The following is a 23,862-nucleotide window of genomic DNA, read 5'->3' as shown; positions in this document are numbered from 1 at the left end:
GATAGTTTTTCATGAGGACATCAGTCCTTGTTGTCTTCGTCCACTTCGGAGAATTCAGCATCGACAACGTCTTCGTCGTCTGACGCATCCGAAGAGGCATCGCCGTCACCGCTGTCACCAGCAGCAGCGCTTTCAGCTTGCTCTTTCTCGTAGATTTGCTGACCCATTTTCATGGCCGCTTCAGTGAGAGCCTGAGACTTGGCGTTGATTTCATCAACATCGTCGCCTTCCAGCGCGGTTTTCGCTTCGCCAAGCGCGGTTTCCACCGCAGACTTGGTATCGGCATCAACCTTATCACCGTGCTCTTCGAGCTGCTTTTCGGTCGCGTGCACGAGACTGTCGGCTTGGTTGCGAGCTTCCGCAGAGGCCCGGCGCTTCTTGTCTTCTTCAGCGAATTTCTCAGCGTCTTGAACCATTTGATCAATGTCATTGTCGGACAGTCCGCCCGATGCCTGGATCTTGATCGTCTGTTCTTTGCCGGTTCCCTTATCCTTGGCAGAGACGTTCACGATGCCGTTCGCGTCAATGTCAAAGGTCACCTCAACCTGCGGAACGCCTCGCGGTGCAGGCGGAATGCCGACCAGATCGAACTGACCCAGCATCTTGTTATCCGCCGCCATTTCGCGCTCACCTTGGAACACGCGAATGGTCACCGCATTCTGATTGTCTTCAGCGGTTGAGTAGGTCTGCGTCTTCTTCGTCGGGATCGTCGTGTTGCGATCAATCATCCGAGTAAAGACACCGCCCAGGGTCTCAATGCCGAGCGACAATGGCGTCACGTCGAGCAGCAGAACGTCTTTAACATCTCCTTGCAGAACGCCAGCCTGAATGGCCGCGCCCATGGCAACCACCTCGTCTGGATTCACGCCAGTGTGCGGCTTTGCCTCAAAGAAACCTTCAACGACTTCGCGAACCTTCGGCATGCGGGTCATACCGCCGACCAGGATCACTTCGTCGATGTCGTCTTTCGACACGCCCGCATCTGCGAGGGCTTTCTTACATGGATCAAGCGTGCGCTTGATCAGATCGCCGACCAGTTTTTCAAGGTCGGAACGGCTGAGCGTTTCAACCAAGTGCAACGGCGTGCTTGATCCGCCATCCATGCGCGCTGTGATAAACGGCAGGTTGATTTCGGTCGTGGCCGAGCTTGAAAGCTCGATCTTAGCCTTCTCAGCCGCTTCCTTGAGACGCTGGAGCGCAAGCTTGTCCTTGCGCAGGTCCATGTTCTCTTTCTTTTCGAACTCAGCCGCAAGCCATTCGACAATCGCGCTGTCGAAGTCTTCGCCGCCAAGGAACGTATCGCCATTGGTCGACTTCACTTCGAACACGCCGTCGCCAATTTCGAGCACGGAAACGTCAAACGTACCGCCGCCAAGGTCATAGACAGCGATCGTCTTACCGTCGTTCTTGTCCATGCCATAGGCGAGCGCCGCAGCGGTCGGCTCGTTGATGATCCGCAGCACTTCAAGGCCAGCGATCTGACCCGCGTCTTTGGTCGCCTGACGCTGAGCATCGTTAAAGTACGCAGGAACCGTGATGACGGCTTGGTCGACAGTCTCACCGAGATAGCTCTCGGCGGTTTCTTTCATCTTCTGCAAAATGAAAGCTGAAATCTGGCTCGGCGAATAGTCTTCGCCGCCGGCTTTAACCCATGCGTCACCGTTCTTGCCTTTGACGATGTCATACGGAACGAGGCCCATATCTTTCTTCGTCAGCGGATCGTCGAAGCGGCGGCCAATCAGGCGCTTAATCGCGAACAGAGTGTTGTCTGGATTGGTAACTGCCTGACGCTTGGCCGGTTGGCCGATCAGGCGCTCGCTGTCCTTGGTAAAGGCAACGATAGAAGGCGTGGTGCGCGCGCCTTCAGAATTTTCAATAACTTTAGGCTTGCCCCCGTCCATTACAGCCACACACGAGTTGGTGGTGCCGAGGTCGATGCCGATTACTTTACCCATTATTTCCCCATCCATTACAGGTTGTTGGACGCTGCCTGTGGTGCTCCCCAGAATTGGCGGAACCGTTTGGCAACTCGTTTGTAGGCGGGATATAGGTGCGGTTTTGCTTGGCACAAGGGATGGACGCGCCTACTTTTCGCACCATCCAACAAGGGGACTACAACGTGAAAATGACACAAACATCGCCTGGCTTTCTGCGCGGCATTGCTTTAGCCGCCTGTCTGGGCGTGGCGGCCTGCGGCGAAGAGGCACCTGCCCCGGAACCAGTCGATACGATTGAAGGCATCACGATTACAGATGCACGCCTGGTGCTTCCCCCGGTGTCGGGCAACCCCGCGGCGGTCTATTTCAACCTCAGCTATGATGGCGATCGCGGCATTGCGGTCAGCGGCGCTGAGGTGGCGGGCGCAAAGAGCGCAACCGTTCACGACATGATGGAATATGATTTCAAGATGACCATGGCTGAGGCTGGCCCTGTTCCGCTCACCAATGGCACCGAGGTTGCGTTCGAACCCGGCGCAAAGCACGTCATGGCATTCGAACTCGACGACAGTGTTCAGGCCGGCGGCACCGCCGAGGTAACGCTCAAGATTTCAGGCGGTAAGCGGCATAAGTTCGAAGCCGAAGTGCGCGCAGCGGGCGAAGAGCGCTGAGCGACACGCCCTCACCTGCGGCTCAAAGCCACGCGCTCGTCCCGGCCTGCCCGGTCGGCGGCGAGCGCACTTTGACGCCTGGTGAAATTTGCATTGCCAAGACCGTTTTTGGCACCGCGATTGACTATGAGGCGGTGCGCATCCGGCGCCGCAAATGGTTTCCGTTTCAGCCGCGCAAAGTCACCATGGCCCCGCGCGGCCACGTGCATTTCCACCCCGATGGCGCGGCCTATTGCGATGATTTTTCGGGTGAAGGGCTGATCCGTCAAGGCCTGCTGATCCATGAGCTCACCCATGTCTGGCAAACCCAAACGCGCGGCGATTGGTATTTGCTGCTGCACCGCCATCCCTTCTGCCGTTATGGATACACGCTCAAACCGGGCCAGCCCTTTGCCGCCTATGGCATTGAGCAGCAGGCGGAGATCGTAAAGCACGCTTTCTGGATGCGGCAAGGCGTGCGCGTTACCGGAGTGGCCGATAAATCGGTTTATGATGGCTTGGTGCGCTTTCCGGGTGCAACGGGATAAAACACAAAAAGGGCCGCAAGAAAACTTGCGACCCTTTCCTTAAACTCAGTTGCGCAATTTCGTTTGCGCAGGGTGTCAGTGTTGCACTTCAATCCGGCTTCTTAGCAACGCCAACCATAGCAGGACGCAGCAAGCGATCTTTGATCATCCAGCCAGACTGCATTTCCTGCACAATCGTACCCGGTTCATGCTCATCGCTTGGAATTTCGATCATCGCCTGGTGCTGGTTCGGATCGAGGGGCAGGCCAACCGCCGCCACACGCTCAATGCCGTGGCTCTTGAAGACCTTCTCCAGCTCGCGCTGGGTCGCCTCAATGCCGGTCACCAGGCCCTTCATCTTCTCGTCTTCGCGCAGGCTCTCCGGGATGGCTTCGATCGCGCGGGAGAGATTGTCCGCCACGCTCAGCACATCACGCGCAAATCCGGTCGCCGCATAGGCGCGCGCATCGCCGACGTCTTTTTCCATCCGGCGGCGCACATTCTGAGTCTCCGCCTTGGCATACAGCGTCTCTTGCTTGGATTCTTCCAAATCTCGGCGCAGCGATTCCAGCGCCTCGCTCAGATCATCCTCTTCGCCGTCTTCACCGTCTGGCGCATCTGCGTCTTCCAGAAACTCCTCTGGCACGCCCTTCAATTCTGCTTCTGCCGCTTCGTCGTGCGGCTTATCGTTGTCGATCATCGTCGTCTTGTGTCCAATTATGCAATGAGTTTGCCCAAAGAACGGGCTGTTAAATCCACCATGGGGACCACGCGCGCGTAATTCAACCGCGTCGGCCCGATCACACCCAGAACTCCTACCACCCGTCCCTCGCGATCGCGATAGGGCGAAGCGATGACGGAAGAGCCAGAAAGTCCGAACAATCGGTTTTCGCTGCCGATGAAAATGCGCGTTGCCTCCGCCTCGCGCGCATTGTCGAGCAGAGCGGCAACCGATTGCTTATTCTCGAGGTCATCGAGCAGCGAGCGAACCCGGTCGATGTCCTCCATCGCCGCCTCGTCCAGCAGGTTGGAGGCGCCGCGAACGATCAGGACGGGGCGTTCCTCTGTGTCCTCGCTCCACACGGCCAGCCCGCGCTCAACCAAGTCCTTGCTCGCATCATCAAGCTGAGACTGGCCCGTCTTGATTTCTTGCCGCATCGCCGCGGCTGCATCGCTTAACGTCCTGCCAGAAAGCCGCGCGGTGATGTAATTGGTCGCCGCCTCCAGCGCGCTCGGTGAAACCGCGCCGCCCAGCCGCAAAACACGGTTTTCCACCCCGCCATCCTCGCCAACCAGAACGGCAAGCGCCCTGCCTTGACCCAGATCGACGAGATTGAACTGCGCCAATTGCTGTTCGCGCGTCGGCACCATAACCATGCCCGCAGCACCGGAGAGATCGGAGAGAACAGAGCTCGCCTGCTCCAGCGCCTGCTCCACTGGCCCCGGCTCTCCGAGCCGCTGCTCAATCTGCGCGCGTTCTTCTGGTGTGGGTTCAGCGACCTGCATCATACCGTCGACAAACAGTCTGAGGCCTATTTCCGTCGGTAAGCGTCCTGCGCTGGTGTGAGGCGCGGCAAGCAGGCCGAGTCCCTCCAGATCCGCAAGCACAGAACGGATGGACGCAGGCGAGAGGTTCAGGCCGCTGTCGCCTGACAGCGTTTTTGAACCAACGGGCTGGCCATTATCCATGTAGCCTTCCACCACGCGGCGGAAAATCTCGCGCGCTCGGTCCGTCATTTCTGAAATTGGTGGTGAGGCCATGCGTGCTATTTAGCGTGAAACTATCCCGAGCCAAGCCCGGCCGTGCCCTTGCCGCGACTCTTTTGTCCCGCCAAACCGTGCGCCAAGCGAATCGAACATAGGAAAACATCATGCGACCATCTGGCCGCGCGCCTGACGAAATGCGCGCAATCACAATCGAAACCGGCTTCACAAAACACGCAGAGGGCTCTTGCCTGATCAGCTTTGGTGACACCCGCGTGCTGTGCACGGCCAGCGTCGAAGAACGCATCCCGCCATGGCTGCGCGGCAAAGGCGAAGGCTGGGTCACCGGTGAATATTCGATGCTCCCGCGCGCAACGCACACTCGCGGTTCTCGCGAGGCAGCTCGCGGCAAGCAATCAGGGCGCACTCAAGAAATTCAGCGTCTTATCGGGCGCTCTTTGCGCGCAGTAGTCGATCTTAAGAAGCTGGGTGAGCGCCAAATCACCTTGGATTGCGACGTGATTCAGGCCGATGGCGGCACGCGCACGGCCTCAATCTCGGGCGCATGGGTTGCCCTGCGCCTCGCGGTCAACGGCTTGATCGCTGCGGGCGATATCAAGGAAGACCCAATCACCGCTCAGGTGGCAGCAATTTCCTGCGGTATCTACAAAGGTACACCAGTACTCGACCTCGATTACCCTGAGGACAGCGACGCGGATGCGGATGCGAACTTCGTGTTGATCTCCGGCGGTCAAATCGCAGAAGTACAGGCAACTGCAGAAGGCGCGACCTATGACGAGGAAGGCCTGCTGCGCCTGCTCCGTCTCGCCAATATCGGCTGCGATGGCATTTTTGCAGAGCAGTTGAAAGCGGCCGGCGCCTAAGCCAATGGGTCCGGTTCGTTATTCAATCTCGGAAGAATTGCATCTCGCATTTTGGAAGCTGCAATTTGCCAGCAGTCTGTTTCGCGGGCTTGCAATTCTCACCGGGTTGATAGCGATCTTGGGAGCAATCGCGTTCCTCGTCGATGGCGTGATCGCAGCACTCAGCATTGCTATCGGCGGTGTGATAGGTGCGACGCTGGTCATCGCGATTTCGCGCTTTGTCTTGCTGCCATGGCAAGCGAAGAAAGCTTGGGCGGACTATGCGCTCATCAAAGAGCATGTTGATCTGACGTTGGATGACGAAGGCTTTTCGCTCGTGCAACCGTCCGCGCATGTGAACGGCAAGTGGCCGCAAATCGTCTCATGGGACGAGAGCGAAGAACTGTTCGCAATGTATCTGAACAGCCAACTCGCATATATTTTGCCAAAAGATCAAGTGGATGGGTCGATCATTGACTTCGCACGCGAGCGATTGGTCGCGGCAGGCCTCGTGACAAAAGGAAAGCGCCGAAAATGAGCAAACTTGGCTCTGGATCGCTCGTGATTGCGACGCATAACGCAGGCAAGCTTAAAGAGATTTCGGCCCTGCTTGATCCGTACGGAATGAAGTGCATCTCCGCTGGATCGCTCGGTCTGCCAGAGCCGCCAGAGACCGGCAAAACCTTCGCTGACAATGCTCTGATAAAGGCACGCGCAGCGGCTGAAGCCTCAGGGATCGCGGCCCTCGCCGATGATAGCGGCCTGTCCGTGGATGCGCTGGATGGGCGGCCCGGCATCTACACCGCCGATTGGGCGGAAAGACAGTGGTTTGAAGGTGATCCGGGCCGCGATTGGTACATGGCGATGGGCAAGGTCGAAGGACTGCTCGCTCAGCACGGCGCCGATGCCGACCGCAGCGCGGCATTTCACTGCGTGCTTGCCGTTGCGTGGCCCGATGGCCAGCAGGTCGTCTATGAGGGTACATGCTCGGGTCGCCTAACCTGGCCGCCACGCGGCGAGATGGGTTTTGGCTATGACCCTGTGTTTGTGCCGAATGGCCGTGATCAGACTTTTGCCGAAATCGATCCAGCGGAAAAGCACAGCATCAGCCACCGCGCCGATGCCTTTACCAAGCTGGTCGCGGATCAATTCGGCGGTTGATCAAAGGGATCAGTAGGCGAATTGCCCCGAAACATTGCCCGGTGGCGAGTACCGACAGACGAGGTAATCACGGCCTGACCCCGTCGCTATCCCGCATCCAAGCTCTGTCGAGTTTGCCCAAATGATCTGGGTGTAGTGGCCGACATCGGTCCAATCACCCGTATTGCTCACGTAAGGAAAACGGTCATGGACGTAGTATTGCTTCTCGCTGATCCAACCGTTCGCCATCACCTCGTAAGTGAATGCTCCTTCGGTACCTGCCCAAAGGTTTTCACCTTGGTTGGGACGTGAGGCGCTGGTGCTGTGCTCGAACCGGCCCGTGCTGGCGAGTTCCTCAGCGTAAGCAAGTGCTTGGCGGCTCAAATCATCATCTAGGGTCATTGGCGCAACGCCAACTTCCTGACGCGCTTCATTGTGTTCTTCCAACATCACCCGGAGCATATCGTCCTGACCGGTCGAGGTTGTTGTACCCGTTGCAGGTGGTGGTGGCGGCGGTGGTGGAGGCGGTGGAGGAGCAGGCGGCGGGGACGATGACGTTCCTCCGGTCGCAGCCGTGCTGGTGCTCGATGAAGAGCTGCTTTCGCCGCCTCCGCAACCAGACGCGACGAGGATGATCGCGACTGGCGCGACCATTTTACTGCATTTTTTCGAGATTTTTGACATCAATCGACCTTCCCCAAAACGCTCGCGGCGCTCAACCCACCTTGCGGCCATATGTGTTTCCGGCGGGCCAATATCGGCACACCAGGAATTCATTGCCTCTACCTTGAGCAATTGCGCAGCCGACTTCGCGTGTCTCGGCCCAGACCATTTGGGTGTAATGACCGACGTCCGCCCAATTCCCGGTGCGTGAGACATTCGGGAAAGTGCCGGACCTAAAGTGCCGCTTTTCCTCGGCAAAGAAGTTGATCATCGCGCTCAGGCTAAAATATCCCGCAGTCCCCATCCAGAGGTTTTCACCGCGCCCTCGGCGCTCATCCAGCGAGGCGTGCTGCATTACCCCCTGCGCGCGAGCTGATTGGCCCAATCCTGAGCCTCATTGGCGAGCTGCGGCGACCAAGAAAGAGCCTGAACACCGAATTCGGTGCGCTCTACGTTGTGCGCGTGTAGCAATTCGCTGGCGAAGCGGTCTGCCTGCGAGGCGGAATTCTGGCGTTCTTGAGCGATCGCGCTGGGCGCGCTCAGGCTCGCGAGAAGGGCCAGACACCCAAAAATTTTCGCATGGATTCGCATGCCCACACCTTGACTTAGAGCCTTTAACAAAGGCTGAAAGAAGCGATGGCGCGTGCTCTTTACATCCACTGGCCCTTCTGCGCGAAGAAATGCCCCTATTGCGATTTCAACTCGCATGTCCGCGCCAACGTGGACGTTCCGCTGTGGCAGAATGCGTTGCTCGCCGATATGCGATTTGAGGCGAAATTGGCGGGCGGAGAACCGCTGACATCGATCTTTTTCGGTGGAGGCACGCCTTCGCTCATGCCACCAGAATTGGTTGCAGCGCTGCTGGCCGAGGCGGAGCAATTGTGGGGCTTTTCCCCAAATATCGAAATCACTTTAGAGGCCAATCCTTCCTCTGTTGAAGCCAGCAATTTTGCCGCGCTAGCCAATGCCGGGATCAACCGTGTTTCGCTGGGTGTTCAATCGCTTGACGACGACAGCTTGCAATGGCTCGGGCGTTTGCATGGGGCGGATGAAGCCCTCGGCGCGCTGACCACTGCGCAGCAACACTTTGAGCGGGTCAGTTTCGATCTGATCTACGCCCTGCCTACTCACACCCCGGAATTGTGGGACGCGCAACTTGCCCGCGCGCTATCGCTCGGCACAACGCATCTGTCGCTTTACCAGCTCACAATAGAGCCCGGTACGCGCTTTGCCAGCGATGTGCGGCGCGGGATCTTTACGCCGCTAGACAACGATGCCGCGGCGGAGCTCTTCACGATCACGCAAGAACTGACCGGCAAAGCTGGACTGCCTGCCTATGAAATCAGCAATCACGCACGGCTGGGCGAGGAAAGCTGCCACAATCTCACCTATTGGCGCTATCAGGATTATTGCGGGATTGGCCCCGGCGCGCATGGTAGGCGCGGCGGAATGGCGACAACAAGGCACAAAAAGCCAGAAAACTTCCTTCGCGCGGTCAGTGAGCAAGGGCACGGCATTGCGGAGAAACAGGCGCTTCGCCCGAGAGATCAAGCCGCAGAAGCGCTTCTGATGGGTCTGCGCCTGATCGAGGGGATCGATCTTGGCGCAATGTCGGCACGCTTCGAGCTGGACGAGGCGCAATTGATCGATCCGCGCGGATTGAGGCGCAACTGCGATCTTGGCCTGATCTGGCGGCGCGATGACGCTATCGGCGTGACGCCGGCGGGCCTGCCATTGCTCGACGCGCTGCTGGGCGAAGTGGTGGCCGACAGCCTGGTGGACGCGTGAGCCTGCACGATCTTCTGTCCGAATGGCGCGATCATCTGGCCGAAGGACGGCGGCGGAGCCCGCACACAGTGCGCGCCTACTGCTCGGCGGCGGAGCGGCTGCTCAAGGCACGCGATCTGGCGGACTGGAACAGTGTTGCCGGGTTGGAGGCGCACGACCTGCGCGCGCATCTCGCCACGCGCCGCAATGATGGCCTCTCCAACGCCAGCACTGCGCGCGAGCTATCCGCGCTCAAGGCATTCATCACCTTTGCCCGGGCGCAGACCGGCGATCCCGATCCATCCGCACCGCGCCTGCGTGGACCGCGCACCAAGAAGGGCCTGCCCCGCCCTGTCACCCCCGATGAAGCGGTCAATATCGCCGACCTCGTCGCGGGCATGCCGGATGAAGATTGGATCGGTGCGCGTGATCGTGCGGTTCTGCTGCTGATGTATGGATCGGGCCTGCGCATCGCAGAGGCCTTGTCGCTCAAATGGTCCGATGCGGAGCTGGGCGAGACACTTCACGTCACCGGCAAGGGCGGAAAACAGCGGATTGTGCCGATCTTGCCGATCACTCGGAGGGCCGTGGCACGCTATGCGGAGCTTTGCCCGTGGAAAGCTGAACCAAGCGAAGCGCTGTTCCGAGGGGCAAAGGGCGGCCCGCTGTCCCCCGGCATGGTGCAAAGGGCGATGGCCAATGCTCGCCGCGCTTTGGGTCTGCCAGACACAGCGACCCCGCATGCGCTGCGGCACAGTTTTGCAACGCATTTGTTGGGTGCGGGAGCCGATTTAAGGTCTTTGCAAGAGTTATTGGGGCATACATCACTCGGCTCAACCCAGATTTACACCCAAGTAGATGCGGCGCGAATGCTAGAAAATTACCGTGCTGCGCATCCGCGCGCCGGGAAAAAGAGATAAACGATATAGGAGGGAGAGGTCATGAGATTGGACCTGGTAGCCATATTCGTGGTTGTTTCGGGCGGAGTGGCATTCGCGTATTACAGCGGGGCATTTGGCGGCTCTCACACAAGCGAAGGTTATGAACGCGGCAAATATTACGCAAAGTGCGACACTGACTATTTGCAAAGCGCGCCCTATCTGAGTTTCAGCGCCTCATCCAATCAATGCGAGTGTTTTGACGACAAACTTCAAAAGCTAACACCGTCGCAGCAAGCCGCAGCATACAAGTCTCTCGAAGACCGCCTGACCCTCGCATTCATGGGCAAGGCAGGCGCTAAGGTTGAGGGTTCAAATGTGACCTATAACGACAGCGCACTTGGCGAAGTCAGTGCAAATGTCAAAATTGAGACCAGCGGCAATGCCATCATGGCTCAATGCAACATGTTCTAGCTCACCCGCCCCTCAATCGCGTCCCAGAACAGGTGGTTTTCTGGGCGCGGAGGCGGGTTTCAGAAGCCTGCAGTAACTGTTTGGCCTGCTACACAAGGCTCAATGCAGATTGAGGCTAATGTTGATCCTGAAACGATGCTAGAAAATTATCGCTCAGCGCATCCCAGAGAGCGAAAATCCGCGAAAAAGAACTGACTGAATTTGGGGGTGGAAGCGGACCGCCGGGTCCTAGAGAAATCCCGCAGTTCAGGCATTGGTTGATGATGAGTACGCGTTCTGACAAAACGCGTCTATGACAAGTTCCGACCCTACACTGCCCCTTGGCGCAGCTGTCGTTGACGCGACCAGAAGGTTGCCAGCACTGGAACCGCATTTAGGCCGATCAGTTTTGCTCGAACCCCTGAAGGTGTCACATGTCGCAGGGCTTTGGGAGGCTGCCAAGTCTGCGGACTCCTCCTGGACATATTTACGCTACGGACCATTCCGGTCTGAAGACGAGTTACGCGATCATATTGTTCGCATAGCGAATCTTCCGGACCAGCCTTTCTTCGCGATAACTCCTTCTTCAAGTGGATGTCCGGAAGGATGGGCTTCGTTCTGCGACATTTCTCCAGAAAATGCGTCCATTGAGATTGGAAGCATCTGGTTCTCGCCTCGACTGCAACGAACACGTGCCGGTACCGAGGCAATGTCAATCATGCTGGAACACGCTTTCGAGCTTGGTTACCTTCGCGTAGTGTGGCGGTGCAACGCGCTGAATGCTGCATCCATGCGTGCTGCGGCGCGATTGGGATTCACATTTGAAGGCATTTGGCGAGAGGCAGAGATTGCGAAAGGTCGCCGACGAGATACTGCTTGGTTTTCAATATTGGAAGGTGAGTGGCCAGCACAGCGAGCACGCTTCGAGGCATGGCTTGACGACAACAACTTCGATCAATTGGGCAACGCCAAAAGCTCGTTGATGTGCGCGGCTGAATGATTGGCAGATTTTAGGATTGTTTCGACAACCGACCAACGTTCAAAACTGGGTCGATAGCGGGCATCAAAGCCCCGCGTGACGCCCCTCAATAGCGTCCCAGATCATGCCAGCCGTGTCGGTGCCGTTAAACGCATCGATCGCGACAATCCCCGTCGGTGAGGTGACATTTATCTCGGTCAACCATTTGCCGCCGATCACATCGATACCGACAAATGTCAGGCCCAGCCGCTTAAGCTCTGGCCCCATCGCATCGCAGATCTCTTCCTCGCGCTCGGTCAGGCCGGTTTTCTCCGCGCTACCGCCCATGGCGAGGTTAGAACGAAACTCGCCCTCGCCCGGTATCCGGTTGATTGCCCCCGCAACTTCGCCATCAACCAGCACGATACGCTTGTCGCCCTCTGCCACTTCGGGAAGGAAGGGTTGGACCATATGCGGCTCTGGCCAGGTCTGATTGAACACCTCAAACAGAGCGGTGAGATTGTCGCCATCGGCTGGCACGCGGAAGATCGCTTTGCCGCCATTGCCGTGGATCGGCTTCACCACCACAGCGCCATGCTCTGCCATAAAGCGCTTCACCTCGTCCGGGGAGCGCGTGATGAGGGTCGGCGGCATAAACTGCCGGTAGTCGAGCACCATCACCTTCTCCGGTGAATTGCGGACATTGGCCGGATCGTTGACCACGAGGGTCTCTTGGCCAATCCGCTCGAGCAGGTGGGTGGCGGTGATATAGCCCATGTGAAACGGGGGATCCTGCCGCATCAGGATCACGTCGATGTCCTTGCCCAGATCCAACCGCTTAGATGGGCCTTTGGTAAAGTGATCGCCCTCAACCCGCTGCACCGTGATCGGTGCGCAGTCGGCAAACAGACGGTCGTTCGCATCCAGCGTCAGGCTCTCAACATGATACTCATAGATCGAGTGCCCGCGTTCTTGCGCGGCCAGCATCAGCGCAAAGCTGGAATCGCCCTTAATGTTGATGCTTTCAATAGGGTCCATCTGAACCGCGATGCGAAGACTCATCAATAATCCTTTCAAGGCAGGTGCCAGTCTAAGGCATCCAAGCGTTGGTGATGTGGCGAGGCATGCTGCCCGGTGCAAGGAGGATAACGTCAATTCGCATATCATCGCCCTCGCGCAGGTATTCGTGGGCAACGCATTCGGCCGCGGCGGCAACGCGGGTTAGGCGTCTTTCATCAATCGCGTAGTCAAGATCAGCCTTCTTCTTGCGCCATTTTACCTCCGTGAAGGCCACAAGCGCACCCTTGCGAGCGATGAGGTCGATCTCTCCGCGCGGCGTCTTCACCCTTTGAGCAAGGACCTGCCACCCCTTCAGGCGCAGCCACATGGCCGCCCGTAATTCGCCATCGCGGCCGCTCTTTTCCGCGATCTGCCGCTTCATAGCGCTTTGAACTCTACTGCGCGGGCATAGAGCGTCTTGCGGTCCAATCCGCTCGCCTTGGCCACTTGTCCCGCCGCCTTGCTGGGGCTCATGGTTTCTAGCGCCTCTCTCAGCAGCTCATCAGGATCGCCGACCGGCGCATCACCCGATGGGGGGCCAATCAGAAGCACAATCTCACCTTTCGGCGGATGATCGGTGTAGTGGGCCGCCAGCTCGCTTGCCGTCCCCACCCTGCATTCCTCATGCAACTTGGTCAGCTCCCGTGCGACGGCGACCTGCCGATCCGGCATGTCTGCGGCGATAGCATCAAGGCTTTTAACCAGCCGCGGCCCGGTTTCATAGAAAATCAGCGTTGTGCTCACCGCGCCGAGCTCTTGCAGAACTTCCCCTCGCGCCTTTTGCTTCACGGGTAGGAAGCCTGCGAACAAGAAGCGATCATTGGGTAAGCCCGCGAGTGTCAGGCCCGCAATAGCTGCGCACGCACCGGGCAGCGTAGTGACCGCTACATCAGCCTCCCTCGCATCGCGCACCAGCCGAAAACCGGGGTCAGAAATCAGCGGCGTTCCTGCATCGCTTACCAGCGCCACTGAGCCAGCTCGCGCCACATCAATAAGCTCTCGCCTCGCCCCCTCCTCGCTGTGATCATCATAGCGCCGCATCCGTTTCGAAATGCCGAGATGCGACAACAGCTTGCCCGTGACCCGTGTATCCTCGCAGGCGATCACATCACAGCGTTGCAAAATGTCGACAGCACGGAGCGTTATATCGCCGAGATTGCCAATCGGAGTTGCTACAATGTAGAGGCCCTGCTCAAGTGATTTGGATACAGGCGATGAAGAGTGCGGGTCAGTCACCAAAGCTCTTTGGAACAGCCAACAGGGGTCGGCAAGTATGAAGCGTAATTGGTTTAATCGGCGCACTCTGGTGATTGCGGGCGCTGCCGCTGTGCTCGGCGGGTGTCAGGTGATCCCAAAGACGGGTCCAACCACCACCACGGTCCCTGGCCCATCGACGGAACCTAGCGCGACCGCTCTGCCTACTGACGCAACCCGTCACCGGATTGCTCTCCTCGTCCCGATGTCGGGTAGCACAGGCGCGGTTGGCCAATCGCTGGCGAATGCCACAACCATGGCTTTACTCGATACCAATGCGAACAATTTGCGCATTACGACCTATGACACCTCACAGGGCGCGGGCGCAGCCGCTCGCAGAGCCATCGCCGATGGCAACCGCCTGATCCTCGGCCCATTGCTGTCCGAAAATGTGTCGGCGGTTCAGGCACAGGCCCGCCCAGCAGGCGTGACGACAATCTCATTCTCGAACGACACCAGCGTTGCGAGCCCTGATGTGTTCGTGATGGGACACATCCCAGAGCAATCGATCCGCCGCAGCGTCCGCTATGCCCGCAACCAAGGCGCAACGCGCTTTGCCGCTCTGCTTCCCAATGGTGACTATGGCGAGCGATCAATGAGCGCGCTTAGCAATGCTCTGCGTGATTTTGGCGGATCGCTGACCACAACCCAGCGCTACTCTCGCGGAAACACCTCTATTGTCAGCGCTGCTCAGCGTCTGCGCGATGCCGGCGGCTATGACACGGTGCTGCTTGGCGAAGGCGCGCGGCTATCAGTTCAGGCTGCTGGCGAGCTTAAGAAAGAAAACGGCGTAAACTCCCGCATCCTCGGCACGGAGCTGTGGAGCGGCGAAACCGCCCTCACCCGTTCCAGCGCAATGCGCGGGGCATTGTTCTCTGCAGTGTCTGATGGCCGATATAAGCGCTTTACCGACAGCTATGAGACCCGCTTCGGCTCCAAGCCCTATCGGATTTCAACCTTGGGCTATGACGCTGTCCTGCTAACTCTCAGAGTCGCGCGAGATTGGCGCGTTGGCAGTCAGTTCCCAGAACGGCAGCTGCGCGGATCGCGGCGGTTTCCTTGGGTTGGACGGTCCATTCCGCTTCCAACGAAACGGTGTTGTGGAACGCGCAATGGAAGTACGTGAGGTGCGCGGCAACAGCGTCGTAGTCGTCGACCAGGCACCTCAACGCTTCGAGGACTGAGCAAAACGTAGAGTTACCTGCTTGTTAGCGGCTCTCTGCCGGGCCTATAGCCTTACGCATGTCTGATGATCTGTTTGAAGGTACTCCGTCATCGAGCGGTGATTACGATTCCTCATCGATTGAGGTGCTCGAAGGGCTGGAGCCGGTGCGGCGCCGGCCTGGGATGTACATTGGCGGCACGGATGACCGCGCGCTGCATCACCTTGCCGCCGAAGTGCTCGACAACTCAATGGACGAGGCCGTTGCGGGCCATGCCAACCGGATCGAAGTGCGCCTGGAGGAAGGCAACCGCCTGACCATTGGCGATAATGGCCGGGGCATTCCGGTCGATGAGCACCCAAAATTTCCGGGCAAATCCACGCTTGAGGTGATCCTTTCCACACTTCACTCAGGCGGCAAGTTCTCTGGCAAGGCCTATGCCACCAGCGGCGGTCTCCACGGGGTGGGTGTGAGCGTCGTCAACGCTCTGTCATCACACACCCGCGTTGAGGTAGCGCGGGACAAGCAATTGTTTGCACAGGAATTCTCCAAAGGGCAAACGCTCGGCAAGATCGAAAACCTTGGCGCAACGCCCAATCGGCGCGGCACGCAGGTCAGCTTCACGCCCGATGAAGAGATATTTGGCGACCGCAAGTTTAAGCCGCACCGGCTGTTCAAGCTCGCCCGCTCCAAAGCCTATCTATTTGCTGGTGTTGAAATCCGCTGGAAATGCGCGCCGAGCCTCGCGTCTGAAGACGTGCCTGAAGAGGCGACGTTCAAATTTCCTGGCGGCCTCGCTGATCACTTGGCAGAACAAGTCGGAGCGCGCGAATGCGTCACCGCGCAGGCCTTCACCGGCAATCAGGACTTTCCCGAGGATGACAGCGGCACCTCGCAAGGCCGGGTAGAGTGGGCCATCGCATGGCCGCTCTATTCCGACGGATCGACCAGCCGGTATTGTAACACGGTTCCAACCCCCGATGGCGGCACTCACGAGCAAGGTCTAAGGGCTGCTCTGACCAAGGGCCTGCGCGCCTTCGGTGAGCTTACCGGCACGAAAAAGGCCAAAGACATCAGCGCCGATGACGTGATGACCGGCGGCGAGGTGATGCTCAGCGTCTTTATCCGCGACCCGTCGTTTCAGTCGCAAACAAAGGACCGTCTGACCTCGCCAGAGGCGGCCCGCTTTGTTGAGAACGCGGTGCGTGATCACTTCGACCATTTCCTCACCGACAATATGGACCGGGGCAAGGCCCTGCTCGGCGAGGTTATGGAGCGCATGGATGAACGCCTGCGCCGCAAGCAAGAGCGCGAGATCAAGCGCAAGACGGCGACCAATGCCAAGAAACTCCGCCTACCCGGTAAACTCACCGACTGTTCCGGCGAAGGCGACAAAGAAACCGAGCTGTTTATCGTTGAGGGCGATTCGGCTGGTGGTAGCGCAAAGCAAGCACGCAACCGTAAGACGCAGGCGATCCTACCCATTCGCGGTAAGATTCTGAATGTGGCCTCGGCCACCGCCGACAAAATCCGCGCCAATCAGGAAATCGCCGATCTCTCACTCGCGCTGGGATGCGGCACCCGCAAAGACTGCGACGCTGAAAACCTCCGCTATGACCGCGTGATCATAATGACCGATGCGGACGTCGATGGCGCGCACATCGCAACCCTGCTGATGACGTTCTTCTTCCAAGAGATGTCGGACATCGTGAAAAAGGGTCACTTGTTCCTGGCCAAGCCGCCGCTTTATAAGCTGACCGCTGGCAAAGAGAGCCGCTATGCAAATGATGATACGCACCGCGCGCAGCCGGAAGAGACTGTTTTCAAAGGCAAGAAGGTCGAGGTTGGCCGGTTTAAGGGCCTTGGCGAGATGAACCCGCAGCAGCTTCGTGAAACCACTATGGATCCAGACTCCCGCAGCCTGATCCGCATCACTCTGCCCCAAGAGTTTGAGGACCGCGCGGCGGTGAAGGAGGTCGTCGATCAGCTCATGGGCCGCAATCCAGAGCACCGTTTCAACTTCATCCAAAACCGCGCCGGAGAGGTGGACCGCGAGGCGATTGATGCCTGACGATCAGGACCAGCCTGACGACGCGCCAAGAAAATACCCCAACCCGCGCGAGGAAGACATTATGGCGGGGGACCGCCGTATCTCGCGCCCAGATAGCGCCCTGCCAGATTGGCACATTCCCGATGCCGCCTACCGCCCGATCCCCATCGCCTGGTTTGCGGCCGCGTTTCTGCTGCAATCGATCGTCATGTTCGCAATCTTCATGCTGTTGATCAGCAAGAGCGGATATTTCACCATTGCTGGCGCGGCCATTGCCACCGGAGCAATTGGCGCATGGACTTGGGACCGGGGGATGAAAGATGCCGCGACTGGTTGGAAAGTCGCTACCATCGTACTGCTTATTGTGCAGTTTGCACTGGTCGCGCTGACGGCATCTGCCCGCCTCTAATCCGCCGTTTCAGTATGAATGTGCAGATGCCCCTCTAACGTGCGGTGCACCGGGCATTTGTCCGCGATCGCGATAATCCGCGCGCGCTGATCATCGGTCAGGTCATCGCCCAGAACCGTGATCGAGCGATTGAGCGCCTGAATTTGAACGCCCTCACCCTCCTCCTCGCAATGATCGCAGTCGCTCGCATGATCCCGCTCGTGGGTCACATGCACCTGATAGCTGTCGACCGGCCAGCCCTTGCGGTCTGCATACATCTTCATAGTCATGACAGTGCAAGTGCCCAGCGCGGCGTTGAGCAGATCATAAGGGGTCGGCCCGCTGTCATCACCGCCATAGCTGCGCGGTTCATCAGCGACGAAACGGTGGCTGGTGGTGAACACCTCGGTTCCAAATTTGCCATGGCCAGATTTCACTAAGACGCCCGCTTCCGGCACTTCGGTCTCACCGCAGCTCTTGAGGTATCTTCTTGCCCATGAAGCGATCGCTACAGCAGCATATTCGGCATCTTCTGCCTTGGTCAAAAGGTGATCGGCATCGTCCAGACTGATGAAACTTTTCGGATGAAAAGCGGCCTGAAACAGAGCCGCCGCGTGCTCTACACCGACGATTGTATCGGTTGGCGAGTGCAGCGCGAGATACGGTAGCCTCAGCTCCTTGACCAGATCGAGCAATTTGACCGATTCCGTTCTTTCCAGAAACTCCCGGCTCACCGAAAAACTCTGGCCGCCAATTGTCACCGGCCCCTCGCCCTCGGCGCGGATTGCCTCGTGATCGCCTTTGATGATGTGCAGCACATGCGGAACGTCCGAAGGTGCGCCAATGGTCGCGACAGCCGCAACATTCTCGGCGCCCAGCTCATGCGCCGCGGCCAGCACCGCCGCCCCGCCAAGGCTATGCCCAACCAACAGCAGCGGCGCATCAAAGCGCGCTCGCAAAGCGCCAGCGACAGCGACCAGATCGGCAATGTCTGTGGCAAAGCCAGCGCGGCCAAACTCACCTTCGCTTCCGCCAAGCCCGGTAAAATCGAACCTTAGCGTCGCAATGCCCTGAGCTGCCAGTGCGCGGGCAACGCTTATCGCAGCGCGGCTCTGTTTGGTGCAAGTGAAGCAATGCGCAAAGACCGCAGCACCTCTGACCAGACCTGTGGGCATTTCAAGCGCTCCATCCAGGCTGTGTCCGGCAGTCGTCGTGATCGAAAAAGTCTCTGTCGGCATTGCGGGCCCTCCAATGGGTGATGCTTGTAGAGCTATTAGCGCGCTCAGGCCATTTGGTTACGCCTTGCAGCAGACCGCCACGCAATGCACTATGCATGCCATGCTCAGGAACCTTGCACTCGCTCTCTCGCTTCTACTCGTCCCTAGCTCCATCTTGGCTCAAGACTCGCCCACTAGCGAGACAGTGGCTTCTGAGCCGCTGAACGCACGTGCGCAGGATGTGGTCGCTCTGATGAATGGAGAAAAAGCGCCAGAAGATGTGTTCGGGCCGCAATTTCTCGCGTCAGTGCCGCCAGCACAATTCAACATCGTCACACAGCAGCCGACCTCGCAATTTGGCGCCGCAATCGGAGTGGAGAGCATTGAGCCAACCGGAGAGTTCACCGCGAACATCGCGATCCGATTTGAAAAAGCCATTGGACAGGGCACGCTGGCGCTGAGTTCAACCGAGCCGCACAAAATCGAAGGCCTGTTGCTGCGCCAATTTGATGCGATCGATGACAGTCTTGCTAAGATCGAAGCAGATCTCGCTGCTTTGCCAGGCGAAGTTGGCGCGTATTATGGCCCCATTAGCGGCAATGCCCCCGTCCTCTCTGTCAATCCTGATGAGCAATTCGCCATTGGCTCAGCGTTCAAACTTTATGTGCTCGCAGCTCTCGCAGAAGATGTCCGGGCCGGCGAGCGAAGCTGGGACGAGGTCGTCACGCTCACCGAAAAGAGCTTTCCTAGCGGCATGATGCAAGACTGGAGGAAAACCGCGCCAGTAACGCTGCACACGCTGGCTAGCCTGATGATCTCGATCAGTGACAACACAGCCACCGATCAGTTGATCAAAGAATTGCGAAGAGATCGAGTTTTGCGCGCGCTGGTCGAGAGCGGCCATAGCGATCCATCGAAGAACGATCCCTTTCTCACGACTAGAGAGATGTTCGCTCTGAAAGGTGGCCCTAAGCAAGCACTCGAAGCCTATCAGGCGGAGAGCAATCGCGATCGCCGGCTCGAAATGCTAGAGCAGCTTGAAGCAACCTCCATCACCGCTGATGAGATCAATTCAGCCTTTGCAACCGGTCCGGTCGCGCTGGATGTTGAATGGTTCGCGAGCGCCAATGATCTGCGAAAATTGCTTCAGCGTATTTATGCCGAATCCCATAATGGCGCATTGTCGATCATGGCTATCAATCCCAGCATGCCAGACAATCTGCGCAATCAATGGCGATATGTGGGCTATAAAGGCGGATCAGAGCCCGGCGTCCTCAACCTTACATGGTTTCTGACCAACGAATCCGGCAACAGCCATGTCCTCGTTCTCAGCTGGAACAATCCCGACGCTGCGCTCGATAACACGGCGTTGGAGCTGATCGCGCAGCGCATCCTCGCGCTGCCCCGCTAGAGCGGTGTTCGAGAACAGGCCTCCAGTTTGAGCGCGAGCTTACGTAGCGTCACCCTTGCCACCTGAACGGATCGACCTTAACCCTCGCGCTAAGTGCACTTTCCAATTGAGATTTACAGGAAAACCCATGACCGACACGACGCAGCAGCGCTTTGAAGGCACCAATGATTACATCGCCACCGATGATTTGAAAGTCGCGGTGGATGCTGCGGTAACCCTGCGCCGCCCGCTGCTGGTCAAAGGCGAACCTGGCACCGGCAAAACAGTGTTGGCTCACGAAATCGCAAAAGCCATCGGCGCGCCGCTGATTGAGTGGAACGTGAAATCGACCACAAAGGCGCAGCAGGGCCTTTATGAATATGATGCGGTTGCGCGCCTGCGCGATGGTCAGCTGGGCGAGGAACGCGTCCACGACATCCGCAATTACATCAAAAAGGGTAAGCTATGGGAAGCCTTCACCTCTGAGCAGCCGCCCGTTCTGCTGATCGACGAGATTGATAAGGCCGACATCGAATTCCCCAACGATCTCTTGCAAGAGCTCGATCGGATGAGCTTTGATGTCTACGAAACGCAAGAGCGCGTGGCGGCGAAAGAGCGCCCAATTGTGGTCATCACCTCGAACAATGAGAAGGAATTGCCAGACGCATTCCTGCGCCGCTGTTTCTTCCACTACATCAAGTTTCCAGACCGCGACACGATGCAGTCGATCATCGACGTGCACTATCCTGGCATCCAAAAGACGCTGGTCAAAAAGGCGATGGATATCTTCTACGAGCTGCGCGAAGTGCCTGGCCTTAAGAAAAAGCCATCAACCAGCGAGCTGCTCGACTGGCTCAAGCTGCTGATGAACGAAGATATGCCGCTGGAAACGCTGCAGGATGCCAATCCGAACAGCGCCATTCCACCGCTTCACGGCGCACTGCTCAAGAATGAGCAGGACGTGATGATGTTTGAACGGCTGGCCTTTATGGCGCGGCGCAATCCGACTTAGTTGAACGAGTAAGCAAGCTCCAGATCGCCCCAACGGCGGCCTTTAAAGAACAGCGGCATGTAGACGTTGCGAACGACTATGTACTGCTCGCCGTTACCCTCTTGGCGATAGACCGCCATCATATATGGGGCGTTACTCGATTTTGCCTTCTTGTCGATTGGGTCGAGGATTATGCGGCCGTGGCGACAATACGTCGTGTCATGAACGACATCGCCAATCGGCTCCTTGGAGCGCTCACTAAGGTGCGTCGGCAGAAAGCCGTTAATGTCGGTGCAAGCAGCAGCAACGATCGCTGAATCGAGATCCTTCGCTCTGTCCAAAAACGGCCGCCAGTTTTGATGGGCCCAATCGGTCAGTTTGTTGCGGAAACGCTCTGGATTGCTGTTAGGAATCGGCTGATAATTATGGTCAAACAGTTCCGCTTCGCTGATCTCACCATTTTCTAGTGCAGCCTCTGTATGGACCACCAGCTCCTGCATGAATTCCTGCGCCCGCGAGACCATTGCCTCATCTTCTGGGCACAGGCCAGCTTGGACAATTTTATCAAACATCTCGCTAGCAGTAAGCTCTAGCTCCATCATGCGCAGGTGCGCATTTTGCAGATCTTCCTCGTTCTCACGAGCGGAAATATCATAGCGCGCAATAACTTCTTGGACCGATCCAACATGGCCGCTGATCGTTCCGGTGGACCGAGCAATCACATCGTTTTGCTTATCGACCTCTTCCACCAGTTCGCCAACGCTGCTGATCGTCGTTTCAATCCGCGCAACGGAAGCCTTCGCATCGTCACTCGCAATCGATCCTTGCTCGATCTGGCCAATAACGCTGCTGGCTTCTTCACCCAGGCGGTCGATAGTGAGAGCGATTTCCTCTGTCGCTTTGCGCGTGTCATTGGCCAGACTTTTGACCTCTCCAGCCACCACCGCAAAGGTGCGGCCAGCGTCCCCAGCCCTCATCGCTTCGATAGTCGCGTTCAGCGCCAAGATATTGGTCGTTTCTGCAATTTGATCAATGTCATGAGCACTACGCTTCACTTGTTCCATTGCAGCGGAAAAGCCTGTCACATGTTGGCCGAGGGTATCGACCAAGTTGAGGACAGCATTGATCTGGTCCAATGATGACTGGATAAGCGAGGTGCCTTCGCCCAAGCGCTCAATTGCGCGCTCAGACAGAAGCCGTGCTTCATCGCTCGCTTCAGAAACCTTTGTCTGATCCGCTTCCAGTTCTGAAACGGTATCACGCAGCGCTTTATGCTCTTCGCGCAGGGCCTGAGAGGATTCAATAACTCCGGCGACGATACCGGCTACATCAGTACAGCCTAAAGTGACCGAGCTGCAACTCTCTGGAATTGCCTTGAGGGCGCTGGCACCCTCACGGTCGATCTCAAATGCTTTCATCGGTACCTATTCCTAAAATCTGTGTATGATCACTAGTAACCAGTGATGGTTAGCGAAGGCTTAAAGATATCGAGAAAACGGCCACTTTGCGGCCCCCCGCACCGATTATGCCTTTTTCAGGGCTAGCGCCGGGGCACCGCTGCAGTTAGACCTTCACGCATGTTTTTCAATTTCGTCGACGAACTTCGTGAAGCCGGAATTTCGGCTAGTTTCAAAGAGCACCTCACCTTGCTGGAGGCGCTCGACAAAGATGTGATCGAGCAAACGCCTGAGGCCTTTTACTACCTCAGCCGTGCGACCTTCGTAAAAGACGAGGGGCTAATCGACCGCTTTGATCAGGTGTTCAACAAGGTCTTCAAAGGCATTCTGTCCGATTACGGCCAAAACCCTGTCGATATTCCAGAGGATTGGCTGAAGGCCGTTGCCGAGAAATTCCTGAGCGAAGAGGAAATGGAAAAGATCAAATCCCTCGGTGATTGGGACGAGATCATGGACACGCTGAAAAAGCGCCTCGAGGAACAGGAAAAACGCCACGAAGGCGGCAATAAGTGGATCGGAACCGGCGGAACGTCTCCATTTGGGCATGGCGGCTATAACCCGGAAGGTGTGCGGATCGGCGGCGAGAGCAAGCACAAGCGCGCAATCAAGGTCTGGGAAAAGCGCGAGTTTCAAAACCTCGACAACACCAAAGAGCTGGGCACGCGCAACATCAAAATGGCGCTGCGCCGCCTGCGCCGCTTTGCCCGCGAAGGTGTAGCCGATGAGCTCGATCTGGATGCCACCATCGATGGCACAGCAAAGCAAGGCTGGCTCGACATTCACATGCGCCCTGAGCGACACAATGCGGTAAAATTGCTGCTGTTCCTTGATGTTGGCGGGTCGATGGATCCCTTCATCAAGCTGTGTGAGGAGCTGTTCAGCGCAGCCTCCTCAGAATTCAAAAACCTCGAATTCTTCTACTTTCACAACTGCTTGTACGAAGGCGTGTGGAAAGACAATTCGCGGCGCTGGCAAGAACGCACCAAAACATGGGATGTGCTCCACAAATTCGGTCACGATTACAAAGTGATCTTCGTTGGCGATGCGGCGATGAGCCCCTATGAAATCACCCATGCAGGCGGCAGCGTTGAGCATATGAACGAGGAAGCCGGCGCAATTTGGATGAACCGGGTGATCAACACCTATCCCGCGACTGTTTGGCTGAACCCTGTGCCTGAAAAGCAATGGAGCTATTCACAATCGACCAAGATGCTGAAGCAGCCGGTCAATGACCGGATGTATCCGCTGACATTGGACGGCTTGGACGATGCAACTCGGGAGCTGAGCCGGAAGGTGGGGCATTAAAGTTTATTGAAGGCGGGGCTTCAGGGGATCTCGATAGGTATCAGAAAC

The 23,862-nt window shown here is 57.6% G+C and carries 26 protein-coding genes; 15 read left to right on the top strand and 11 right to left on the bottom strand.

The annotated features are described in order from the left end of the window. Positions 1–20 precede the first annotated feature (20 nt). Positions 21–1,955 (bottom strand): molecular chaperone DnaK, encoded by a 1,935-nt coding sequence (gene dnaK, locus AC0V6M_RS11950; RefSeq protein ID WP_486139032.1) that lies wholly within the window; start codon positions 1,953–1,955, stop codon positions 21–23. 170 nt (positions 1,956–2,125) lie between these two features. Here dnaK and AC0V6M_RS11945 point away from each other — a divergent pair, with 170 nt between their 5' ends. Together AC0V6M_RS11945 and AC0V6M_RS11940 are read left to right on the top strand one after the other, a co-directional pair. Continuing rightward, positions 2,126–2,608, top strand: coding sequence for a copper chaperone PCu(A)C (locus tag AC0V6M_RS11945; RefSeq protein WP_486139629.1), 483 nt, complete (start codon positions 2,126–2,128; stop codon positions 2,606–2,608). A 71-nt stretch (positions 2,609–2,679) separates the two neighbouring features. After that, entirely contained in the window at positions 2,680–3,135 is a 456-nt protein-coding gene (locus AC0V6M_RS11940; protein WP_486139031.1) for a vgr related protein, read from the top strand. Positions 3,136–3,223: 88 nt separating this feature from the next. Here AC0V6M_RS11940 and grpE read toward each other — a convergent pair whose 3' ends face one another. Then, on the bottom strand, positions 3,224–3,814 hold the full coding sequence (gene grpE / locus AC0V6M_RS11935; RefSeq protein ID WP_486139030.1) for a nucleotide exchange factor GrpE: 591 nt from the start codon (positions 3,812–3,814) through the stop codon (positions 3,224–3,226). A 17-nt stretch (positions 3,815–3,831) separates the two neighbouring features. Then, the gene (gene hrcA / locus AC0V6M_RS11930; protein WP_486139029.1) at positions 3,832–4,875 is read right to left on the bottom strand and encodes a heat-inducible transcriptional repressor HrcA; all 1,044 of its coding nucleotides are present in this window, start codon (positions 4,873–4,875) and stop codon (positions 3,832–3,834) included. 110 nt (positions 4,876–4,985) lie between these two features. Here hrcA and rph point away from each other — a divergent pair, with 110 nt between their 5' ends. Genes rph through rdgB form a run of 3 tightly spaced genes read left to right on the top strand, consistent with a single transcriptional unit; the run spans position 4,986 to position 6,842 of the window. After that, positions 4,986–5,702: a ribonuclease PH gene (rph, locus tag AC0V6M_RS11925; RefSeq protein WP_486139028.1), complete on the top strand. Its 717-nt coding sequence runs from the start codon at positions 4,986–4,988 to the stop codon at positions 5,700–5,702. Positions 5,703–5,706: 4 nt separating this feature from the next. Then, the gene (locus AC0V6M_RS11920; protein ID WP_486139027.1) at positions 5,707–6,219 is read left to right on the top strand and encodes a YcxB family protein; all 513 of its coding nucleotides are present in this window, start codon (positions 5,707–5,709) and stop codon (positions 6,217–6,219) included. Next, positions 6,216–6,842, top strand: coding sequence for an RdgB/HAM1 family non-canonical purine NTP pyrophosphatase (gene rdgB / locus AC0V6M_RS11915; RefSeq protein ID WP_486139026.1), 627 nt, complete (start codon positions 6,216–6,218; stop codon positions 6,840–6,842). Before AC0V6M_RS11920 ends, rdgB begins: the two co-directional genes overlap by 4 nt. Positions 6,843–6,851: 9 nt before the next feature. On the opposite strand, the gene AC0V6M_RS11910 is transcribed toward rdgB, so the two are convergent. The 3 genes from AC0V6M_RS11910 to AC0V6M_RS11900 form a co-directional block, all read right to left on the bottom strand. Then, positions 6,852–7,475: a CAP family protein gene (locus AC0V6M_RS11910; protein ID WP_486139025.1), complete on the bottom strand. Its 624-nt coding sequence runs from the start codon at positions 7,473–7,475 to the stop codon at positions 6,852–6,854. A 61-nt stretch (positions 7,476–7,536) separates the two neighbouring features. Then, positions 7,537–7,839, bottom strand: coding sequence for a CAP domain-containing protein (locus AC0V6M_RS11905; protein WP_486139024.1), 303 nt, complete (start codon positions 7,837–7,839; stop codon positions 7,537–7,539). Beyond that, entirely contained in the window at positions 7,839–8,075 is a 237-nt protein-coding gene (locus AC0V6M_RS11900; protein ID WP_486139022.1) for a CAP domain-containing protein, read from the bottom strand. Before AC0V6M_RS11900 ends, AC0V6M_RS11905 begins: the two co-directional genes overlap by 1 nt. A gap of 45 nt (positions 8,076–8,120) precedes the next feature. Here AC0V6M_RS11900 and hemW point away from each other — a divergent pair, with 45 nt between their 5' ends. The 4 genes from hemW (at position 8,121) to AC0V6M_RS11880 (ending at position 11,582) form a co-directional block, all read left to right on the top strand. Then, entirely contained in the window at positions 8,121–9,272 is a 1,152-nt protein-coding gene (gene hemW, locus AC0V6M_RS11895) for a radical SAM family heme chaperone HemW (protein ID WP_486139021.1), read from the top strand. Further along, entirely contained in the window at positions 9,269–10,171 is a 903-nt protein-coding gene (locus tag AC0V6M_RS11890; protein ID WP_486139020.1) for a tyrosine recombinase XerC, read from the top strand. Before hemW ends, AC0V6M_RS11890 begins: the two co-directional genes overlap by 4 nt. 21 nt (positions 10,172–10,192) lie before the next feature. After that, positions 10,193–10,603 carry a hypothetical protein gene (locus AC0V6M_RS11885; RefSeq protein ID WP_486139019.1) on the top strand — a complete coding sequence of 137 codons (411 nt, stop codon included), beginning with the start codon at positions 10,193–10,195 and terminating at the stop codon, positions 10,601–10,603. A 292-nt stretch (positions 10,604–10,895) separates the two neighbouring features. After that, positions 10,896–11,582 (top strand): GNAT family N-acetyltransferase, encoded by a 687-nt coding sequence (locus AC0V6M_RS11880; protein ID WP_486139018.1) that lies wholly within the window; start codon positions 10,896–10,898, stop codon positions 11,580–11,582. 63 nt (positions 11,583–11,645) lie between these two features. On the opposite strand, the gene gshB is transcribed toward AC0V6M_RS11880, so the two are convergent. The 3 genes from gshB to rsmI are packed head-to-tail and all read right to left on the bottom strand — an operon-like array spanning position 11,646 to position 13,835. Beyond that, a complete protein-coding gene (gshB, locus tag AC0V6M_RS11875) occupies positions 11,646–12,602 on the bottom strand; it encodes a glutathione synthase (protein ID WP_486139017.1) in 957 nt (318 codons plus the stop codon). Between the two features lie 28 nt (positions 12,603–12,630). Next, positions 12,631–12,981, bottom strand: coding sequence for a YraN family protein (locus tag AC0V6M_RS11870; protein ID WP_486139016.1), 351 nt, complete (start codon positions 12,979–12,981; stop codon positions 12,631–12,633). Then, positions 12,978–13,835, bottom strand: coding sequence for a 16S rRNA (cytidine(1402)-2'-O)-methyltransferase (rsmI, locus tag AC0V6M_RS11865; protein ID WP_486139015.1), 858 nt, complete (start codon positions 13,833–13,835; stop codon positions 12,978–12,980). The genes AC0V6M_RS11870 and rsmI overlap by 4 nt, the downstream gene beginning before the upstream one ends. Positions 13,836–13,872: 37 nt before the next feature. Here rsmI and AC0V6M_RS11860 point away from each other — a divergent pair, with 37 nt between their 5' ends. The 3 genes from AC0V6M_RS11860 to AC0V6M_RS11850 all read left to right on the top strand — a co-directional run bounded on the left by AC0V6M_RS11860 (position 13,873) and on the right by AC0V6M_RS11850 (position 17,475). Then, entirely contained in the window at positions 13,873–14,979 is a 1,107-nt protein-coding gene (locus AC0V6M_RS11860; RefSeq protein ID WP_486139014.1) for a penicillin-binding protein activator, read from the top strand. A 116-nt stretch (positions 14,980–15,095) separates the two neighbouring features. After that, entirely contained in the window at positions 15,096–17,087 is a 1,992-nt protein-coding gene (parE, locus tag AC0V6M_RS11855) for a DNA topoisomerase IV subunit B (RefSeq protein ID WP_486139013.1), read from the top strand. Further along, positions 17,080–17,475: a hypothetical protein gene (locus tag AC0V6M_RS11850; RefSeq protein ID WP_486139012.1), complete on the top strand. Its 396-nt coding sequence runs from the start codon at positions 17,080–17,082 to the stop codon at positions 17,473–17,475. The genes parE and AC0V6M_RS11850 overlap by 8 nt, the downstream gene beginning before the upstream one ends. Here AC0V6M_RS11850 and AC0V6M_RS11845 read toward each other — a convergent pair. Further along, complete coding sequence (locus AC0V6M_RS11845) at positions 17,472–18,692, bottom strand: bifunctional alpha/beta hydrolase/OsmC family protein (protein ID WP_486139011.1); 1,221 nt, start codon at positions 18,690–18,692, stop codon at positions 17,472–17,474. The genes AC0V6M_RS11850 and AC0V6M_RS11845 overlap by 4 nt on opposite strands. Positions 18,693–18,783: 91 nt before the next feature. Between AC0V6M_RS11845 and AC0V6M_RS11840 the strand changes: the two genes are divergently transcribed. Further along, positions 18,784–20,082 (top strand): serine hydrolase, encoded by a 1,299-nt coding sequence (locus AC0V6M_RS11840; RefSeq protein WP_486139010.1) that lies wholly within the window; start codon positions 18,784–18,786, stop codon positions 20,080–20,082. A 127-nt stretch (positions 20,083–20,209) separates the two neighbouring features. After that, positions 20,210–21,073, top strand: a complete 864-nt coding sequence (locus AC0V6M_RS11835; protein WP_486139009.1) for an AAA family ATPase — start codon at positions 20,210–20,212, stop codon at positions 21,071–21,073. On the opposite strand, the gene AC0V6M_RS11830 is transcribed toward AC0V6M_RS11835, so the two are convergent. Beyond that, the gene (locus AC0V6M_RS11830; protein ID WP_486139008.1) at positions 21,070–22,470 is read right to left on the bottom strand and encodes a methyl-accepting chemotaxis protein; all 1,401 of its coding nucleotides are present in this window, start codon (positions 22,468–22,470) and stop codon (positions 21,070–21,072) included. The two genes, AC0V6M_RS11835 and AC0V6M_RS11830, sit on opposite strands and share 4 nt — an antisense overlap. A 159-nt stretch (positions 22,471–22,629) precedes the next feature. Here AC0V6M_RS11830 and AC0V6M_RS11825 point away from each other — a divergent pair, with 159 nt between their 5' ends. Then, on the top strand, positions 22,630–23,814 hold the full coding sequence (locus tag AC0V6M_RS11825) for a vWA domain-containing protein (RefSeq protein WP_486139007.1): 1,185 nt from the start codon (positions 22,630–22,632) through the stop codon (positions 23,812–23,814). Positions 23,815–23,862: the final 48 nt, after the last annotated feature.

Source organism: Erythrobacter sp. JB3-1, from assembly GCF_057364995.1.
Note: the sequence above shows the minus strand (reverse complement) of the source record. Positions and strands in the feature narration are given on the sequence as shown.

Bases quoted from the DNA above. Each gene is read 5' to 3' on its own strand.
- dnaK (WP_486139032.1), bottom strand. From the start codon at position 1,955: ATGGGTAAAGTAATCGGCATCGACCTCGGCACCACCAACTCGTGTGTG.
- AC0V6M_RS11945 (WP_486139629.1), top strand. From the start codon at position 2,126: ATGACACAAACATCGCCTGGCTTTCTGCGCGGCATTGCTTTAGCCGCC.
- grpE (WP_486139030.1), bottom strand. From the start codon at position 3,814: ATGATCGACAACGATAAGCCGCACGACGAAGCGGCAGAAGCAGAATTG.
- hrcA (WP_486139029.1), bottom strand. From the start codon at position 4,875: ATGGCCTCACCACCAATTTCAGAAATGACGGACCGAGCGCGCGAGATT.
- rph (WP_486139028.1), top strand. From the start codon at position 4,986: ATGCGACCATCTGGCCGCGCGCCTGACGAAATGCGCGCAATCACAATC.
- AC0V6M_RS11920 (WP_486139027.1), top strand. From the start codon at position 5,707: ATGGGTCCGGTTCGTTATTCAATCTCGGAAGAATTGCATCTCGCATTT.
- rdgB (WP_486139026.1), top strand. From the start codon at position 6,216: ATGAGCAAACTTGGCTCTGGATCGCTCGTGATTGCGACGCATAACGCA.
- AC0V6M_RS11910 (WP_486139025.1), bottom strand. From the start codon at position 7,475: ATGGTCGCGCCAGTCGCGATCATCCTCGTCGCGTCTGGTTGCGGAGGC.
- AC0V6M_RS11905 (WP_486139024.1), bottom strand. From the start codon at position 7,839: ATGCAGCACGCCTCGCTGGATGAGCGCCGAGGGCGCGGTGAAAACCTC.
- AC0V6M_RS11900 (WP_486139022.1), bottom strand. From the start codon at position 8,075: ATGCGAATCCATGCGAAAATTTTTGGGTGTCTGGCCCTTCTCGCGAGC.
- hemW (WP_486139021.1), top strand. From the start codon at position 8,121: ATGGCGCGTGCTCTTTACATCCACTGGCCCTTCTGCGCGAAGAAATGC.
- AC0V6M_RS11885 (WP_486139019.1), top strand. From the start codon at position 10,193: ATGAGATTGGACCTGGTAGCCATATTCGTGGTTGTTTCGGGCGGAGTG.
- AC0V6M_RS11880 (WP_486139018.1), top strand. From the start codon at position 10,896: ATGACAAGTTCCGACCCTACACTGCCCCTTGGCGCAGCTGTCGTTGAC.
- gshB (WP_486139017.1), bottom strand. From the start codon at position 12,602: ATGAGTCTTCGCATCGCGGTTCAGATGGACCCTATTGAAAGCATCAAC.
- AC0V6M_RS11870 (WP_486139016.1), bottom strand. From the start codon at position 12,981: ATGAAGCGGCAGATCGCGGAAAAGAGCGGCCGCGATGGCGAATTACGG.
- AC0V6M_RS11860 (WP_486139014.1), top strand. From the start codon at position 13,873: ATGAAGCGTAATTGGTTTAATCGGCGCACTCTGGTGATTGCGGGCGCT.
- parE (WP_486139013.1), top strand. From the start codon at position 15,096: ATGTCTGATGATCTGTTTGAAGGTACTCCGTCATCGAGCGGTGATTAC.
- AC0V6M_RS11850 (WP_486139012.1), top strand. From the start codon at position 17,080: ATGCCTGACGATCAGGACCAGCCTGACGACGCGCCAAGAAAATACCCC.
- AC0V6M_RS11845 (WP_486139011.1), bottom strand. From the start codon at position 18,692: ATGCCGACAGAGACTTTTTCGATCACGACGACTGCCGGACACAGCCTG.
- AC0V6M_RS11840 (WP_486139010.1), top strand. From the start codon at position 18,784: ATGCATGCCATGCTCAGGAACCTTGCACTCGCTCTCTCGCTTCTACTC.
- AC0V6M_RS11835 (WP_486139009.1), top strand. From the start codon at position 20,210: ATGACCGACACGACGCAGCAGCGCTTTGAAGGCACCAATGATTACATC.
- AC0V6M_RS11830 (WP_486139008.1), bottom strand. From the start codon at position 22,470: ATGAAAGCATTTGAGATCGACCGTGAGGGTGCCAGCGCCCTCAAGGCA.
- AC0V6M_RS11825 (WP_486139007.1), top strand. From the start codon at position 22,630: ATGTTTTTCAATTTCGTCGACGAACTTCGTGAAGCCGGAATTTCGGCT.